The organism is Microbacterium sp. Au-Mic1 (genome assembly GCF_021341785.1).
Classification (GTDB): domain Bacteria; phylum Actinomycetota; class Actinomycetes; order Actinomycetales; family Microbacteriaceae; genus Microbacterium.
This window is the reverse complement of the sequence record NZ_JAJTTF010000004.1, coordinates 224,445-241,044: the sequence shown is the minus strand read 5'-3', so window position 1 is coordinate 241,044 and position 16,600 is coordinate 224,445. Positions and strand designations below refer to the sequence as shown.

Below are 16,600 nucleotides of genomic sequence, written 5' to 3'. Positions count from 1 at the left end.
TCGGACTCAGACCAGGTCGTGCACCCGCACGGATCCGGTCTCGGTGTGGAAGCGGCGCTGCACGGCGTAGGAGACGATCGCGATCCCGAGACCGAGCACGGCGAGGCCGGCGCCTACCCAGGATGGCGCGGCGAACCCCCAGCCCCACGCGATCACGAGACCGCCCAGGAAGGCGCCGAGGCTGTTGCCGATGTTCAGCGCGGAGTGGTTCAGCGCCGCGGCGATGGACTGGTTGTCGCCCGCGACCTCCATGAGCCGGGTCTGGATCGCGGGGCTCAGGATCGACGAGAGCAGCGCCATCACGAACGAGAGCGGCACGAGCAGCCAGATCGAGAACGACAGGATCGCGAGCAGGACGAGAACCACGGCCATCGCGCCGAGGCCGACCAGCAGCGTGAGTCTGAGGTTGCAGTCGCCGAACACGCCGCCGAGCAGGTTGCCGATCGTCATGCCGAGTCCGAACACGACGAGCGTGATCGGCACCATCCATTCCGGGGCACCCGCCCGCTCGGTGACCACCGGGGCGATGTAGCTGTACACCGCGAAGAACCCGCCGAAGCCGATGGCGCCGGTCGCGAGTGCGAACCAGACCTGGGGGCGGCGGAACACGCGCAGCTCCGCGCGGAAAGTGCGCCCGGGATCGCCCTCGTGCTCCGGCACGAAGAACGCGATGCAGACCGTGGCGAGCGCGAACACGATCGTGACGACGAGGAAGGCGCTGCGCCAGCCGACGTGCTGGCCGAGGTAGGTCCCCGCAGGGACGCCGACCACGTTCGCGATGGTGAGACCGGTCAGGATGAAGGCCACGCCCTTGGCGCGCTTGCCCGGGCCGAGGACGTCGGAGGCGACGAGGGCGCCGATCCCGAAGTAGGCGCCGTGCGGCAGCCCCGCGATGAAGCGGGCGAGTCCCACGGTCTCGAAGGTGGGGAGCACCACGGCCAGCCCGTTGCCGAGGGTGAGCGCGATGGCGAGGCCGACCATGACCCGGTGGCGCGGGAAGCGCGCGACGAGTCCCGCGATCGTGGGTGCGCCGAGCACGACGCCCAGCGCATAGAGCGACACCAGGAGCCCGGCGCGGCCGATGGCCTCGTCGGGGTTCTGCGCCCACAGCTCGGGCAGCAGGTCCTGCGCGATGTTGGGGAGCAGACCCATCGCGACGAACTCGGTCATGCCGATGCCGAAGCTGCCGATGGCGAGGGAGAGGAGCGCCCGCATCGCCGCACCCCTCGAGAGGCTCGAGGGTTTCATCCGTCCAGCTTAGAGGCTGTCGGTGTCCTCGATGGCGCGCTCGAGGCGCTCGATCTTGCCGTCGATCTCGCCGGTGTAGCCGGGGCGGATGTCGGCCTTGAGCACGAGGGACACGCGGGATCCGAACGGCATGACCGCCTCGGTCGCGCGCTTGACGACGTCCATCACGGTGTCCCAGTCGGGACCCTCGATCTCGGTGAACATGCTCGTGGTGCGGTGCGCGAGCCCGGAGGCGCGGACCACCGCCACCGCGGCGGCGACCGCGTCGTGGACCGAGGCGCCGGCGCTCTCGGTGCGGTCGGGGGCGGATCCGCTGGGAGCGACGGAGAAGGCGACGAGCATCAGGACCTCCGGGTTTCGGGGAGTTCGGTGGCGAGGGATGGGGTGCGGTGCACCGGGGTGCGCACGATCGCGCGGATCGAGATCACGCAGATGACGACGACGAGGATGTTGCGGGCGCTCAGCAGCGCGATCGGAAGGGGCTGCGCCGCCAGCAGCTGGTCGTAGACGACAGGGTAGACCGCCTGGGTCAGGGCGTAGTCCAGGAGCACCAGGATCGCAGGGATCCGCACACGCGGCCCGTCGCACAGGCACCACAGCACGAGCGGCGCGAGCATCCACACCTGGAACTGCGGCGAACCCACCTTGTTGCACGCGATCAGCACCGCCACCAGTGCCAGCATGGTCGCCGGCAGCAGACGCCGCGCCGAGGCGCCGGCGCGCAGCTTCCACAGGGCGAGCCCCGCCACGGCGAGCACGCCCACCACCATCAGCGGGGTGAGCAGCGCGGCCACGACATCGACGCCGGGCCCGGTGAGCTGGAACGTGAGGATCTCGCGGCTGTATTCGATCCGCGTCACGCCGATCTGGGTGAGCCACAGCAGCGGAGTCGCCCCGACAGCCTCGATCTGCAGCCCGCGGCCGCTCATCTGGCTGAGGAAGCCGAGGAGATTGGCGGACCCGCCCAGCAGTACGAGCCCGAGCACGACGACGAACGTGACGATCGCGGCCGTGACGAGCATGCGGACCCGGCCGCGCAGCAGCGCGAGCGCCGCGACGAACAGCGCGCCGGGCCAGATCTTGATCCAGGCACCGATGGTGAACAGCGCGCTCGCGACCGCCGGGCGGGAGAACAGCCACAGCCCGCCGATGATCGCGAGCGGCACGGTGATCGCATCGATCCGGAACATCGCGATGGGCCCGAGCACGAGGAGGGCGCCCATCCAGAGCAGGGCGGCGCCACGGCGGATCCGGCTGCGTCGCGCCCTGGTTCCGCGCAGCAGGAACGCGAACCCGACCGCGTCGAGCGCCGTCACCAGGATCGACCAGGCGACGACGTAGCTCGCGGATCCGACGGCGTACGTCCCGGGGAGAAGCGGATGGATGAGCTGGGACAGACCCTGCGCGATCAGCATGGGCACGAGCGCGAGCTGCGGGTAGACCCAGCTCTCGGTGATGCCCACGATCGCGCCGCCCCCGAGCGCGTTGCGCGCCCACGGCTCGTACACGAAGACGGTGTCGCCCATCGGCAGGGCGGGCATGACCCACCCGATCGTCGCGACGTAGAGGTGCGCGACGACGAACGCCAGCCACAGCACCGTGAGCGGTACTCCGGCACGACGCACCGCGGACGCCCTCAGCGCGTCGCCGCGTCGGCTCGTTTCGGCGCGGATCGCGCCCGTCGGCTCGGCACCGGTCACGCGCGGTCCTCCTGGGTCTCTTCGTCGTGGTCGTCGTGGTCGTCGTCGGAGGGCGCCCCGGCGTAGCCGTTGCGCACGAGAGCGAAAGCGGCCGGCAGCGCGTCCGCCACCTCGAGCGCGACGATCGGGCGTCCCGATCCGCCTGCCGAGGTGCCGGATGCGATCCGCCCGGCGAGGCCGTGCAGCCATGCCGCCGCGGCGGCCAGCTCGGCGAGCGCGGTTCTCCCGTCCGCGGCACGGTCGGCCGCGACGAGAGCGCCGATCACGCCTGCCAGCACATCGCCGGTCCCGGCGGTGGCGAGCCAGGGCGAACCGGCCTCGACGGAGATGACGCCCGTGCCGTCCGCGACGAGCGTGGTGGCACCCTTGAGCAGCACCGCACCGCCGAGCGCCTCGGCGGTCTCGTGCACCGCCTCGGCGCGTGCGGCCGGATCCCGCAGGGCATCGGCGACCAGCCCCCCGAGCCCGAGCGACGCGCGCAGCCGGGCGAACTCTCCGGCGTGCGGCGTGGCGATCACCGGCGCGCCCGCCCCGGGAAGCAGATCCAGCGCACCCGCGTCGACGACGACAGGATCCGCGCCGGCCAGCAGCGCACGCAGCGCCGCCGTCTCCGGTGCCGTGCGGGCGGCGGCGTCGGTGCCGGATCCGATGACCCAGGCCTGAGCGCGCACGGCCTCGGAGCCGGGTTCGGTCGTGACGGTCTCGGGGCGTCGCGCGAGCACGAGGTCCGCGGCACGCCGCGGGCCGACGTAGCGCACGTAGCCGCAGCCGGCGCGCCAGGCGCCCTCCACGCCGAGCACCGCGGCGCCCGGGTACGCGTCGGATCCGGTGCGCAGCGCCACGACGCCGCGACTGCGCTTGTCGGACTCGGCGCTCGGCGCGCGCAGAAGTGCGCGGGTGCGGCCGTGCGACCAGGGGCGCACCGCTCCGGCGAAGAAAGGCATGCGTCAACGGTACTGGGCCGTGGCTGTGCGCACCGCCGGGCCGTCCCGGATCGGCGGATCCCCGGATGCGGCCCCGACCCGCCCGGCGACGGGTAGCGTCGGACCGTGAGCCTCCTGTTCTCCCCGCTGACCATCCGATCCGTCACCCTGCGCAATCGCCTGTGGGTGTCCCCCATGTGCATGTACAGCGCGATCGAGGGTGTGCCGCAGGAGTGGCACCACACGCATCTCGCCCAGTTCGCCTCCGGTGGCGCCGGCCTGATCGTGGCCGAGGCCACCGCCGTGGTGCCGGAGGGCAGGATCAGCCCGCGCGACACCGGCCTGTGGAACGACGCCCAGCGCGACGCCTGGACGCCGATCGTCGACGCCGTGCATGCGCGCGGTGCGCGGATCGGGGTGCAGCTCGCGCACGCCGGCCGCAAGGCGTCGACGTGGTGGCCGTGGGCCGAGGAGCGCGGATCCGTTCCTGCAGCCCGAGGCGGCTGGGGCACGGTCGCGCCCTCGGCGATCGCGTTCGAGGGTTTCGACGCACCCGAGGCGCTCGACGAAGCAGGCATCGCCGAGGTCGTCGAGGCGTTCGCGTCGGCCACCCGCCGAGCCCTGGACGCCGGCTTCGACGTGCTGGAGATCCACGGCGCGCACGGGTACCTGCTGCACGAGTTCCTCTCACCGCTCAGCAACCACCGCGACGACGAGTACGGCGGATCCCTGGAGAACCGCGCCCGCCTGCTGCTCGAGGTCACCGAAGCGGTGCGCCGGGTCGCGGGCGACGGGGTTCCGGTGTTCGTGCGGATCTCCGCCACCGACCACGCCCCGGGTGGCTTCACGCCGGACGAGGCCGCCGTGGTGGCGGAGTGGGCGGTCGCGCACGGCGCGGACCTCATCGACGTCTCCAGCGGCGGGCTCGTCGCCCACCAGCACATCGAGGTGCACCCCGGCTATCAGGTGCCGCTCGCCGATGCGGTGCGCCAGGGCGGCCGCATCCCCTCCTCCGCGGTGGGGCTGCTCACCGACGGCGCTCAGGCCGAGGCCGTGCTCGCCGAGGGCGCGGCGGACGCGATCTTCGCCGGACGGGAGTGGCTGCGCGACCCGCATTTCGGGCTGCGGGCCGCGCACGAGCTCGGCGACGAGGTCGCCTGGCCCGACCAGTACCTGCGCGCCCGCTGGCGCTGACGCCGCGCGGTCGCCAGCAGGGCTCGTCGGGGCCGTCAGCGGCCGAAGCCGCGACGGGTGATGTCGCGCACCTCGCCGACGAGCTCCTCGATGATGTCCTCCAGGAACAGGATCGCCGTCGTCTCGCCCGCGGCGTCGCGCACCTGCGCGAGGTGACGTCCGGCGCGCCGCATGATCGCGAGCGCGTCCTCGAGGTCGGTGTCCTCCTGCATCGGAACCATCTGGTGGATCCGCTTCGCGGGGATCGGCGCGGTGGCCCTCGCCGCCGCATCCGGCCCCTCAGCCGAACGGATCACGTCCTTGAGGTGCACGTACCCCACGGGCACACCCTGAGGATCGACCATGACGTAGCGCGAGAAGCCGTGCTTGGCGACGGCACGCTCCACATCGTCCGGCGTCGCGCCGAGCGGAAGCGTCACCAGCCCCGCGAGCGGCACCGCGACATCGCGCGCGTCCTTGTCGGTGAACTCCACCACCGCGCTCACGGTGCCCGCGGAGTCGGCGAGGACGCCCTCTCTGCGGGACTGGTCCACGATGGTGGCGACCTCGTCGAGGGTGAACGTCGATGCGGCCTCGTCCTTCGGCTCCACGCGGAACAGCCGCACCACGCCGTTCGCCGTCGCGTTCAGCGCGCGGATCACCGGGTAGAACACCTTCGAGATCCACACCAGCGGCGACGCGAGGATCAGCACGGCCCGGTCCGGCACCGAGAACGCCAGGTTCTTCGGCACCATCTCTCCGAAGACCACGTGCAGGAACGACACGATCACCAGCGTGATGATGAACGCGATCGCATCCACCGCCGCCTCGGCAAGTCCGAGCGCGCCCAGGGGCGCGGCGAGCAGGTGGTGCATCGCCGGCTCGGAGACGTTCAGGATCAGCAGCGAGCACACCGTGATGCCCAGCTGCGAGGTCGCCAGCATGAGCGTGGCGTGCTCCATCGCATACAGGGCGGTGCGTGCGGAACGGGATCCGCGCTCGGCGAGCGGCTCGATCTGCGAACGACGTGCGGAGATCACCGCGAACTCGGCCGCGACGAAGAACGCGTTGAAGACGAGCAGCACGAACAGCCATGCGATACCGGCCCAGTCGCTCATCGCTCGCCCCCTTCCTCGGTCGTCGTCTCAGGCGTGAAGCGGATCCGGTCCACCCGACGCCCCTGCATGCGCACGACGTGCAGAGCACCTCCCGGCACGGGCACTTCGTCCCCGGCCTTGGGCAGCCGCTCCAGCACGCTCATCACGTAGCCGCCGACCGTGTCGTACACGTCGCCCTCCGGCACCTCGATGCCGGTGCTCGCGCGCAGCTCGTCCGGACGCAGCTCCGCGGGGAACGTGATCCCGTCGCGGCCCTTCACGACGCCGGCCCGGCTGCGGTCGTGCTCGTCGGACACCTCGCCGACGATCTCCTCAACGAGGTCCTCGAGGGTCACGATCCCGGCGGTGCCGCCGTATTCGTCGACCACGATCGCGAGCTGGTAGCCCCCGCCGCGCAGCTCGGCCACGAGCGCATCCAGGTGCACGGTCTCCGGCACCCGCAGCGGCTCGGAGGCGAGCGCGCCCACCGGCACCTCCGTGCGCCTGTCGCGCGGCACCGACACGGCCGCCTTGAGGTGCACGACGCCGGTGATGTCGTCGAGGTCCTCGTCGAACACCGGGAAGCGGCTGTGTCCCGTGCGCCTGGCCAGGCCGATCACGTCGTCGGCGGAGTCCGCCGCGGCGATCGCGTGCATGCTGGGGCGCGGCGTCATCACGTCGCCCGCCGTGAGCCGCGCGAAGCCGAGGCTGCGATCCAGCAGCGTCGCCGTGTCCTCCTCGAGCACGCCGGCGCTCGCCGAGCGGCGCACGAGTGAGCTGAGCTCCTCGGCCGAACGCGCGCCGCTGAGTTCCTCCTTCGGCTCGATGCCCATCGCCCGCAGTACGGCGTTGGCACTGCCGTTGAGCAGCACGACGATCGGCCGGAACACCATCGTGAACACGGTCTGGAACGGGATGACGACCTTGGCGGTCGCGACCGGCAGCGCCATCGCGAAGTTCTTCGGAACCAGCTCGCCGAGGATCATCGACAGCATCGTGGCGACCGTCATCGCGACGATCACGGCGATCGTGACGGTGACGGGCTCGGGGATCCCCCACGCGGTCAGCACGGGACGGAGCAGGTTCGACAGCGCCGGCTCCATCGTGAAACCGGTCAGCAGCGTGGTCAGCGTGATGCCCAGCTGCGCCGACGAAAGATGCGTCGAGGTGATCCTGAGCGCCGCGATGGTCATGCCGAGGCGGCTCTCGCCGCGATCCTGTCGCGCCTCCAGATCCGCGCGATCGAGGTTGACGAGTGCGAACTCGCTGGCGACGAACAGGCCCGTCCCCACGATGAGCAGCAGCCCCACGCCCAACCAGATGTAATCCATCACGGTGTCACCTCCGTCGAAGCGGAGAGCGGGCAGTGGGGCGATGTACTACACGAGGGAGGGTCGTCCATGGTGCGCACGATTCTACTGTGACGTGCGGGGGGCGAAGCTGAACGGATGCCTGATCGCCGAAGCGCTCACCAGCTGACCGGCAGCGCCTTGCCCTCCTCGTAGCCGGCCGCGGACTGCAGGCCGACCAGCGCGCGCTCGTGGAACTCGGGTACCGAGGACGCCCCCGCATAGGTGAACGACGAGCGCACGCCCGAGGTGATCATGTCGAGCAGATCCTCGACACCGGGACGGAGCGGATCCAGGTAGATCTTCGACGAGGAGATGCCCTCGGCGAACAGCTCCTTGCGAGCGCGCTCGTAGGCGTCGAGACGGCCGAAGCGCGCCTGTACCGCCTTCGTCGAGGCCATGCCCCAGGACTCCTTGTAGATGCGCCCTCCGGCGTCGCTCTGCAGTTCGCCCGGCGCCTCGATGGTGCCGGCGAACCAGGATCCGACCATCACCGACGCGGCCCCGGCGGCGAGGGCGAGCGCGACGTCGCGCGGGTAGCGCACTCCTCCGTCCGCCCAGACGTGCGCGCCGAGCTCGGCGGCAGCCTGCGCCGTCTCCAGCACGGCGGAGAACTGCGGACGCCCGACCGCCGTCATCATGCGGGTGGTGCACATCGCGCCCGGCCCGACGCCGACCTTCAGGATCGACGCGCCGGCCTCCACGAGGTCGCGCACACCATCGGCCGTGACGATGTTGCCTGCCACGATCGGAATGCCGAGCTCGAGCGCCGCGACCGTGCGCAGCGCCCTCAGCATGCCGTCCTGGTGACCGTGCGCGGTGTCGACCACCAGAACATCCACGCCGGCGGCGGCGAGGGCCGTGGCCTTGGCGGCGACGTCGCCGTTGATCCCGACCGCGGCGGCCACGGCCAGGCGACCCGAGGCGTCGACCGCGGGGCGGTACAGCGTCGAGCGCAGCGCACCGCGCGCGGTCTGCGTGCCGACGAGGTGGCCGTGCTGCAGCACGCAGACCATCTCGGCCTCCACAGCGGTGATCGCATCGAACGCCGCGCGCGGGTCGGCGACGTCGTCGGCGTCGAGGGACGGGGAGTCCGCGCGGACCAGGTCGCCGAGCTGGGCGTCCCGCAGCGCGGTCGCGAGCCGGACCGCGGGCAGTATCCCGTGGATCGCGTCGACGTGCAGGCCGTCGGGACCGCCCGGCGCATCGGCGACCACGATGCCGTGACCGTCGGTGGCGGGCAGCAGCCGGAGCGCGTCCTCCACCGTCGCCCGCGGCGAGAGCACGAGCGGCGTGTCCCAGGACACCGGCTGGCGCTTGACCCAGCGGATCGCCTCGTCGAGCTCCTGCAGCGGCATGTCCTGCGGCAGCACGCCGATCCCGCCGCGGCGGGCGAGGGTCGCGGCGAGCCGCGGACCCGTCACCGAGTTCATGTTCGAGGACACCAGCGGGATGGTCGCGGGGGTGCCGTCCTGCGGCGCGAGATCGACCTGGAGTCTGCTCGTGACATCCGAGCGACGCGGCACCAGGAACACGTCGGAGTAGGTGAGGTCGACCATGGGGAGTTCGCCGGAGAACTGCATGCTCTCAGGGTAGCCGTCCCCGCGGGGAACGCCTCGGCTCCGCGTCGTTCGGAACAGGCGGCACCGGTCGACGGCGTCCCGCGTCCGGACGGTCCCGCCCCGCACCGCGTTCCAGACCCGCACAGGGGCTCCGACACGTTAGGCTTGACACCCGGATGAGTGGCCATACCCGGAGACCACCGGGGACGGATCCCACCAGATTCAGCGATGAAAGAGGGCGATCGAGCGTGTCGAGCCAGGTGACCGGCGTCGGGACTTCTGGAGATGGAGAGTTCGGGGCCAATTCCTGGCTCGTCGATGAGCTGTACGAGCAGTTCAAGATCGACCGCAACTCCGTCGACAAGGAGTGGTGGCCGGTCCTCGAGAACTACCACCCCTCTGAGCCTGCGGCGGCTCCCGCTGCACCCGCGACCACGCCGGCGGCGGCTCCGGACGCCCACCCCGTGACCGCACCGGTCCCGGTGATCGGCCAGCAGCCCGTCGCGCGCACGACGACCAAGCCCGCGCGCCAGGCTCCGATCCCCGCCCAGGCACAGGATCGCGCCACCGGGGAACCCGGCGCCGAGCAGCACGAGGACGTCGTCACCCCCCTGCGCGGCATGCCGAAGACCCTCGCCGCGAACATGGACGAGTCTCTCACCGTCCCCACCGCGACGAGTGTGCGCACCGTTCCGGCGAAGCTGATGATCGACAACCGCATCGTCATCAACAACCACATGTCCCGCACCCGCGGCGGCAAGGTGTCCTTCACGCACCTCATCGGCTGGGCGCTGATCCAGGCGATCAAGGAGTTCCCGAGCCAGAACGTGTTCTACGCCGAGGTCGACGGCAAGCCCAGCGTCGTCGCCCCCGCGCACGTGAACCTCGGCATCGCGATCGACATCCCCAAGCCCGACGGCACCCGCGCGCTGCTCGTGCCGAGCATCAAGCGCGCCGAATCCCTCACGTTCAGCGAGTACCTCTCCGCCTACGAGGATCTCATCGGCCGCGCGCGCGGGAACAAGCTGACCGCCGCGGACTTCCAGGGCACCACGCTGTCCCTGACGAACCCTGGCGGCATCGGCACCGTGCACTCCGTGCCGCGTCTGATGAAGGGCCAGGGCTGCATCATCGGCGCCGGCGCCCTCGAGTACCCGGCGGAGTTCCAGGGCTCCAGCCAGAAGACGCTCGACGTGCTCGGCATCGGCAAGACGATCACGCTCACCTCGACCTACGACCACCGGGTCATCCAGGGCGCGGGTTCGGGCGAGTTCCTGAAGAAGGTGCACGAGCTGCTGATCGGCGAGCGCGGCTTCTACGAGGGCATCTTCCGTGCACTGCGGATCCCGTACGCCCCGATCCACTGGAACAAGGACATCGCGGTCGACCTCGCCGAGCGCATCGACAAGACGGCGCGCGTGCAGGAGCTCATCAACTCCTACCGTGTGCGCGGCCACCTCATGGCCGACATCGACCCCCTCGAGTACGTGCAGCGCACGCACCCCGATCTCGAGATCGAGACCCACGGACTGACGTTCTGGGATCTGGATCGCGAGTTCGTCACGAACGGCTTCGGCGGTCATCGTCAGCTGAAGCTGCGCGAGATCCTCGGAGTTCTCCGCGACTCCTACTGCCGCACGATCGGCATCGAGTACATGCACATCCAGGATCCCGAGCAGCGCCGCTGGTTCCAGGACAAGGTCGAGGTCAAGTACGTCAAGCCCGGCCACGACGAGCAGCTGCGCGTGCTCAGCAAGCTCAACGAGGCCGAGGCCTTCGAGACCTTCCTGCAGACCAAGTACGTCGGCCAGAAGCGCTTCTCGCTCGAAGGCGCCGAGTCTCTCGTTCCCCTGCTGGACGAGATCCTGCAGGGCGCGGCCGGTGCGGGACTCGACGGCGCCGCGATCGGCATGGCGCACCGCGGACGCCTGAACGTCCTCGCGAACATCGCCGGCAAGACCTACGGCCAGGTGTTCCGCGAGTTCGAGGGATCCACCCTGCCGGGCAACCAGCGCGGATCCGGTGACGTCAAGTACCACCTGGGCAAGGAGGGCACGTTCGTCGCCGACGACGGCGCCGAGCTGCCGATCCTCCTCGCCGCGAACCCCTCGCACCTGGAGACGGTGGATGGCGTGCTCGAGGGCATCGCGCGCGCCAAGCAGGACCGCAAGCCCATCGGCACGTTCACCTGGCTGCCGATCCTGGTGCACGGCGACGCCGCCTTCGCGGGTCAGGGCGTCGTGGTGGAGACGCTGCAGATGTCGCAGCTGCGGGGCTACCGCACCGGCGGCACCGTGCACGTGGTCGTGAACAACCAGGTCGGCTTCACCACGCTGCCCAACGACTCGCGCACGTCGGTGTACGCGACCGACGTCGCGAAGACCATCCAGGCCCCGGTCCTGCACGTGAACGGCGACGACCCCGAGGCCGTGGTGCACGTGGCACAGCTCGCCTTCGAATACCGCGAGCGGTTCCACCGTGACATCGTGATCGACCTGGTCTGCTACCGCCGTCGCGGCCACAACGAGGGCGATGACCCGTCGATGACGCAGCCGCTGATGACCGACCTGATCCAGGCGAAGCGCTCGGTGCGGAGCCTGTACACCGACGCGCTCGTCGGTCGCGGCGACATCACCCAGGAGGAGTACGACCAGGCCAAAGCCGACTTCCAGAACCGCCTGGAGATCGCCTTCGCGGAGACGCACGCGGCGGAGACCGGCGCCACGCCGATCGCCCCCGATCTCCCGCCCGTCGACGAGCAGATCGGCACCCCCGAGGTCACCGGCGTCCCGCTCGAGGTCGTGCACCTCATCGGTGACGCGCACGCGAACAAGCCCGAGGGCTTCACCGTGCACCCGAAGCTGCAGCAGGCCATGGACAAGCGCGTCGACATGAGCCGCAACGGCGGGATCGACTGGGGCTTCGGAGAACTCCTCGCCTTCGGTTCGCTGCTGGTCGAGGGCACCCCCGTGCGCCTGGCCGGACAGGACTCGCGTCGCGGCACTTTCGTGCAGCGTCATGCGGCTCTGCACGACCGCGCGAACGGCCAGGAGTGGCTGCCGCTGGCCAACCTCTCCGACAACCAGGCGCGCTTCTTCGTCTACGACTCGCTGCTCAGCGAGTACGCCGCGCTCGGCTTCGAGTACGGCTATTCGGTGGAACGCCCCGAGGCGCTGGTGCTGTGGGAGGCGCAGTTCGGCGACTTCGTGAACGGCGCGCAGTCGGTCATCGACGAGTACATCTCGGCCGCCGAGCAGAAGTGGGGCCAGCAGTCGAGCGTCGTGCTGCTGCTCCCGCACGGCTACGAGGGTCAGGGACCGGATCACTCGTCCGCGCGCATGGAGCGCTTCCTGCAGCTGTGCGCGCAGGACAACATGACCGTGGCGCGCCCGTCCACCCCGGCGAGCTACTTCCACCTGCTGCGCCGCCAGGCGTACGCGAAGCCGCGCCGGCCGCTCATCGTCTTCACCCCGAAGGCGATGCTGCGCCTGCGTGGCGCGACCAGCCCGGTCGAGGACTTCACGCGCGGCAAGTTCGAGGCCGTGATCGACGACACCCGTGCGCTCGACCGGACCGCGGTCAAGCGCGTGATCTTCCACTCCGGCAAGGTGCACTGGGACCTGGTCGCCGAGCTCGAGAAGAACCCGAACCCGGAGATCGCGCTGGTGCGTGTCGAGCAGCTCTACCCCGTGCCGCTGCGCACGCTGAAGACCGTCGCCGACACCTACCCCAACGCCGAGATCGTCTGGATGCAGGAGGAGCCGGAGAACCAGGGCGCCTGGCCGTTCCTCGCCCTGCACTTCCAGACCGTGCCCGGTCCGCGCGTCGTGCGCCCGATCACCCGGCCCGCGTCGGCGGCGCCGTCGACCGGATCCTCGAAGGTGCACGCCGCGGAGCAGGCCGACCTGCTCTCGCGGGCGCTGACGCTCTGAGCGGTCCGCTCAGCCGATCGACGCGGTGTCCCGGTTCTCCGGGGCACCGCGTCGTCGTTCCCGCACGCTCCGCACCGCGGTCACGGCGAGTGCGATGACGGCGACGGCGGCCGGGACCACGAGCGCGACCCCGGCGAGCAGCAGCAGACCCACCGTGCAGACCGAGGCGATCACTGCCATCCACCAGCCGGGCGTGCGCCGTGGCAGGATCCGGATCGCGGCGATCATGCCGACCGTGTACACCGCGACCATGCTGGCGGTGTGGATGAGGATGAACGGCTGCAGGTCGAAGCCCGTCGCCCACGACACCGCGAAGTAGGCCAGCACGAGGGCCATCGACAGCAGCAGCGCACGCCGCGGCACGGCGCCGGACTCGGCTCCCTTCGCGAACCAGCCCGGCAGATCGCCGTTGGCCGCCAGAGATGCCCCGAGCTTGCCGAACGCGGCGAGGTAGACGTTGAGCACGCCGAGGGCGACCACGGCCGACACCAGGCCGATGAGCGTGGGCGCCGCGCGCACACCGCCCGCCTCGGCGAGATCGAGCAGGACGACGTCGCCGTGCCCCGCCCGCTCCCCCAGAGCGCCGACCGTCACGACCTGCAGTGCGAGATAGCAGCCGCCGGCCAGCACCAGAGTGATCGCGGTCGCCAGCGGGATCGTGCGTCGCGGACGCGCGAACTCGCCGGAGATGTGGGTGCCGACCTCCCAGCCGGCGAACGCCCACACGAACATCACGATCGCGGTGCCCACGCCGCCCCATCCGTGCGGAAGGAACGGCGTGAAGCTCTCCGGGTGCACGGCGGGCGCGGCGACCGCGACCACCACGACCACGATCGCGAGCAGCAGGCCGGTCAGCACCAGTTGCAGCCAGCCGGTGAGCCGCACCCCGAACAGGTTGGCGATGAACGGCACCACGAGGAAGCCCAGAGCGAGCCACGGGATGCCCGCGCTGTCGATCCCGACGGCGGTCGCGATGTAGCGGGCGCCGAGCACCGACACCACGGGACCACCGGCCGCGACCCCGAACAGGAACCAGTATCCGGTCGCGCGCGCGGCGGTCGGCCCGAGGGCGCGACGCGCATAGCTGGCGACCCCGCCCGGATCCGGATGACGCGCGGCGAGCGCGGCGAACGCGCCCGCGAGGGGCACGGCCAGGAGCGTGATCACCCCCACCGCGATGAGGCTGGCCGGACCGGCGGTCTTCGCCGCGAGCCCGGGGAGCACCAGCAGTCCCGTACCGAGCACGGAGGCGAGATACAGCGCGATGCCCTGCGCCAGCCCGAGCCCGGACGGCGCGACGGTGACGACGGCGGCGCCATCGGATCCCTCGGCGGGACGGAGTGCGGTCATGCCCTCACGGTAGCGAGGGCCTCGGACATTCAGTACCAGATCGTGAGCGCCGGCGCCTCGGCCGTCGCGAACGCGTTCTGCACAGCGGCCGCGGTCTCCGCCGAGGCCGAGATCCTCCCTGCCGCGCGCAGCGTGGTCGCGCTCACGCCGCCCAGGTAGAGCGATGACAGCGCATCGACGCCGAGCTCGAGGTCCGGCGTGTCAGAGGTGGCGTCCACCTCGGCCTTGCCGGCATCGTCGACCCGCAGACGCCAGGATCCGTCGGCGAGTCCGAGCGGGTCCGACACCCGCAGTACGACGTCGAGGGGTCCGCGGTAGGTGCGGGCCGTCAGAACGGCCCTGACGTCCAGGATCCGCAGCCAGCCGTGGTCGTGGACGGTGGTCTGCACCGCGCGCTGGTTGGCGACGAGCCACGGCAGCGGATCGTCGACGGGACGGAGATCCGCGTGCACGGTGCGGATCAGGTCGTGGTTCACCGCGAAGGCCCAGAGCGCGCGCAGTGCCTCCGGAGTCTCGGCATCGAGATGACGGATCGCGAAGTCGGCGCCGAACTCGTCGGGAAGCTCATCGAGCGTGTAGGCCAGCACACCCCGGGTGGAGCCTTCGGCGTCGACGGCCCTGACTCCTCGGACGGCGCGGGACCTCTCGTCGCCGGGCGTGAGCCCCGCCATCCGCCGCCAGCGCAGCGGCCACCCCGGAATGTCGCCCGGCCGGTGCAGACGGGCGCGCTCGTGCACCTCGCCGAGCGCCCCCAGCAGCGCTTCGGGCTCCAGGTACTCGACCGTCGTCGCGCCGTCCGCGGCCGGCAGCGCGACGCCGCCGGCACGGCGTGCGTCCACGCGCACGCGCGAAACGGGGACCGCGGGGCCGAAGCCGTAGCGTCCGTAGATCGTCGCCTCCGTGGCGGTCAGCCCCGCGATCGGGACGCCCGCGGAGGCCGCGGCGCGGAGCTCGCCCTCCAGGAGGTTGCGCGCGATCCCGCGCCGACGATGGGTCGCGGCGACGGTGACGATGCTGATCGCCCACATGTCGACGTGCGCTCCGTCGTCGCCGGGTACGGTCATCGGCGTCACCCAGGAGTCGACGGTCGCGACGGGGATCTCGATGCCCGGCGCGTACACGCCGATGTTCCGCCGCCCGGACATCATCTCGCCCATGACGCGGATCGTCTCGTCGTCGGGTTCCTTGTCCAGGAAGCCGCGTGCGTCGGCGCGGGCGAAACCGCGCAGCCGCGCCGGATCCGACAGGTCGACGATGCGGTACTCGAGACCAGAAGCGCTCAGGCGCTCCTGCGAGGTCGGATCGACGGGGACGTCACGGGCGTCGAGGTCTGCCATGCCCTCAGCCTAACCACGACCGCCGACAGTGCAGCGGCCGTGAGTCACGCGCGACGCGTCAGTGGACGGATGCCTGCACGGCGCGCAGCCGCGCCAGCACCTGGTCGCGCAGCTCCTCGGGCGCCGTCTCCTTGCACGCGCGTGAGACGACCTCGGTCAGCGTGGTCGCGACGAGGGCCTCCTCTGCGCAGGACGGGCAGTTCTCGAGATGCTCGCGGATGTCGGAGTGCTCCGTCTTGCACATCTCGTTGCGGAGGTATTCCTCCAGATCCTGCTGCGCCTTGGCGCATCCGCAGTCCGTCATTTCGTGCTCCTCGTGCCGGCCGTGGCGATCCCTCGCTCTGCGGCGTAGTCCGCCAGCAGCTCCCGCAGCATGCGACGCCCGCGGTGCAGGCGGCTCATGACGGTGCCGATGGGGGTCTTCATGATGTCGGCGATCTCCTGGTAGGCGAAGCCCTCGACGTCGGCGAGGTACACCGCCAGCCGGAAGTCCTCCGGGACCGCCTGCAGCGCCTCCTTGACCACCGACGCGGGCATCCGGTCGATCGCCTCGGCCTCGGCCGAGCGGCTGTGCGAGGCCGTGGTCGACTCGGCGCCGCCGAGCTGCCAGTCCTCCAGCTCGTCGATCGTGCCCTGGTAGGGCTCGCGCTGGCGCTTGCGGTAGATGTTGATGTAGGTGTTCGTCAGGATCCGGTACAGCCACGCCTTCAGGTTCGTGCCCTGCGTGAAGCTCGACCATGAGGCGAACGCCTTCACGAACGTCTCCTGGACCAGGTCCGCAGCGTCGGACGGGTTGCGCGTCATGCGCATGGCGGCGGCGTACAGCTGATCCATGAAGGGGATCGCCTGCTCCTCGAATTCCCGGCGCGCGGAGGATTCCGCGTCCGGCTGCGCGTCCAGCGGTGCGTGATCGTTCATCGCAAGCCAGT

13 protein-coding genes are annotated in these 16,600 nt (G+C 71.0%); 2 read left to right on the top strand and 11 right to left on the bottom strand.

The window, feature by feature from the left end:
• Positions 1-6: 6 nt before the first annotated feature.
• The 4 genes from LXM50_RS07270 to LXM50_RS07255 are packed head-to-tail and all read right to left on the bottom strand — an operon-like array spanning position 7 to position 3,892.
• A complete protein-coding gene (locus LXM50_RS07270; RefSeq protein ID WP_233310636.1) occupies positions 7-1,248 on the bottom strand; it encodes an MFS transporter in 1,242 nt (413 codons plus the stop codon).
• Between the two features lie 9 nt (positions 1,249-1,257).
• Complete coding sequence (locus LXM50_RS07265) at positions 1,258-1,590, bottom strand: thiamine-binding protein (protein WP_233310635.1); 333 nt, start codon at positions 1,588-1,590, stop codon at positions 1,258-1,260.
• On the bottom strand, positions 1,590-2,948 hold the full coding sequence (locus LXM50_RS07260) for a hypothetical protein (RefSeq protein WP_233310634.1): 1,359 nt from the start codon (positions 2,946-2,948) through the stop codon (positions 1,590-1,592). The genes LXM50_RS07265 and LXM50_RS07260 overlap by 1 nt, the downstream gene beginning before the upstream one ends.
• Entirely contained in the window at positions 2,945-3,892 is a 948-nt protein-coding gene (locus tag LXM50_RS07255) for an ADP/ATP-dependent (S)-NAD(P)H-hydrate dehydratase (protein ID WP_233310633.1), read from the bottom strand. Before LXM50_RS07255 ends, LXM50_RS07260 begins: the two co-directional genes overlap by 4 nt.
• Before the next feature lie 105 nt (positions 3,893-3,997).
• Here LXM50_RS07255 and LXM50_RS07250 point away from each other — a divergent pair, with 105 nt between their 5' ends.
• A complete protein-coding gene (locus LXM50_RS07250; protein WP_233310632.1) occupies positions 3,998-5,065 on the top strand; it encodes an NADH:flavin oxidoreductase/NADH oxidase in 1,068 nt (355 codons plus the stop codon).
• 35 nt (positions 5,066-5,100) lie between these two features.
• Here the strand turns inward: LXM50_RS07250 and LXM50_RS07245 are convergent, their stop codons facing one another.
• The 3 genes from LXM50_RS07245 to LXM50_RS07235 all read right to left on the bottom strand — a co-directional run bounded on the left by LXM50_RS07245 (position 5,101) and on the right by LXM50_RS07235 (position 9,073).
• Entirely contained in the window at positions 5,101-6,162 is a 1,062-nt protein-coding gene (locus tag LXM50_RS07245; protein WP_233310631.1) for a hemolysin family protein, read from the bottom strand.
• Positions 6,159-7,472: a hemolysin family protein gene (locus LXM50_RS07240; RefSeq protein WP_233310746.1), complete on the bottom strand. Its 1,314-nt coding sequence runs from the start codon at positions 7,470-7,472 to the stop codon at positions 6,159-6,161. The genes LXM50_RS07245 and LXM50_RS07240 overlap by 4 nt, the downstream gene beginning before the upstream one ends.
• A gap of 137 nt (positions 7,473-7,609) precedes the next feature.
• Entirely contained in the window at positions 7,610-9,073 is a 1,464-nt protein-coding gene (locus LXM50_RS07235; RefSeq protein WP_233310630.1) for a GuaB1 family IMP dehydrogenase-related protein, read from the bottom strand.
• Between the two features lie 227 nt (positions 9,074-9,300).
• Here LXM50_RS07235 and LXM50_RS07230 point away from each other — a divergent pair, with 227 nt between their 5' ends.
• Entirely contained in the window at positions 9,301-12,984 is a 3,684-nt protein-coding gene (locus tag LXM50_RS07230) for a multifunctional oxoglutarate decarboxylase/oxoglutarate dehydrogenase thiamine pyrophosphate-binding subunit/dihydrolipoyllysine-residue succinyltransferase subunit (protein ID WP_233310629.1), read from the top strand.
• A gap of 9 nt (positions 12,985-12,993) precedes the next feature.
• Here the strand turns inward: LXM50_RS07230 and LXM50_RS07225 are convergent, their stop codons facing one another.
• From LXM50_RS07225 to LXM50_RS07210, 4 genes are read right to left on the bottom strand one after another with little or no spacing between them, the layout of a single operon-like run.
• Positions 12,994-14,334: an APC family permease gene (locus LXM50_RS07225; protein WP_233310628.1), complete on the bottom strand. Its 1,341-nt coding sequence runs from the start codon at positions 14,332-14,334 to the stop codon at positions 12,994-12,996.
• 29 nt (positions 14,335-14,363) lie between these two features.
• Entirely contained in the window at positions 14,364-15,671 is a 1,308-nt protein-coding gene (locus tag LXM50_RS07220) for a GNAT family N-acetyltransferase (RefSeq protein ID WP_233310627.1), read from the bottom strand.
• Between the two features lie 58 nt (positions 15,672-15,729).
• Positions 15,730-15,975 carry a zf-HC2 domain-containing protein gene (locus tag LXM50_RS07215; RefSeq protein WP_233310626.1) on the bottom strand — a complete coding sequence of 82 codons (246 nt, stop codon included), beginning with the start codon at positions 15,973-15,975 and terminating at the stop codon, positions 15,730-15,732.
• On the bottom strand, positions 15,972-16,589 hold the full coding sequence (locus LXM50_RS07210) for a sigma-70 family RNA polymerase sigma factor (RefSeq protein ID WP_233310625.1): 618 nt from the start codon (positions 16,587-16,589) through the stop codon (positions 15,972-15,974). Before LXM50_RS07210 ends, LXM50_RS07215 begins: the two co-directional genes overlap by 4 nt.
• Positions 16,590-16,600 lie beyond the last annotated feature (11 nt).

What these genes read in the sequence shown, in the direction of transcription:
- LXM50_RS07245 (WP_233310631.1), bottom strand. Translation starts at nt 6,162, where the DNA reads ATGAGCGACTGGGCCGGTATCGCATGGCTGTTCGTGCTGCTCGTCTTC.
- LXM50_RS07255 (WP_233310633.1), bottom strand. Translation starts at nt 3,892, where the DNA reads ATGCCTTTCTTCGCCGGAGCGGTGCGCCCCTGGTCGCACGGCCGCACC.
- LXM50_RS07235 (WP_233310630.1), bottom strand. Translation starts at nt 9,073, where the DNA reads ATGCAGTTCTCCGGCGAACTCCCCATGGTCGACCTCACCTACTCCGAC.
- LXM50_RS07225 (WP_233310628.1), bottom strand. Translation starts at nt 14,334, where the DNA reads ATGACCGCACTCCGTCCCGCCGAGGGATCCGATGGCGCCGCCGTCGTC.
- LXM50_RS07215 (WP_233310626.1), bottom strand. Translation starts at nt 15,975, where the DNA reads ATGACGGACTGCGGATGCGCCAAGGCGCAGCAGGATCTGGAGGAATAC.
- LXM50_RS07220 (WP_233310627.1), bottom strand. Translation starts at nt 15,671, where the DNA reads ATGGCAGACCTCGACGCCCGTGACGTCCCCGTCGATCCGACCTCGCAG.
- LXM50_RS07265 (WP_233310635.1), bottom strand. Translation starts at nt 1,590, where the DNA reads ATGCTCGTCGCCTTCTCCGTCGCTCCCAGCGGATCCGCCCCCGACCGC.
- LXM50_RS07270 (WP_233310636.1), bottom strand. Translation starts at nt 1,248, where the DNA reads ATGAAACCCTCGAGCCTCTCGAGGGGTGCGGCGATGCGGGCGCTCCTC.
- LXM50_RS07210 (WP_233310625.1), bottom strand. Translation starts at nt 16,589, where the DNA reads ATGAACGATCACGCACCGCTGGACGCGCAGCCGGACGCGGAATCCTCC.
- LXM50_RS07240 (WP_233310746.1), bottom strand. Translation starts at nt 7,472, where the DNA reads ATGGATTACATCTGGTTGGGCGTGGGGCTGCTGCTCATCGTGGGGACG.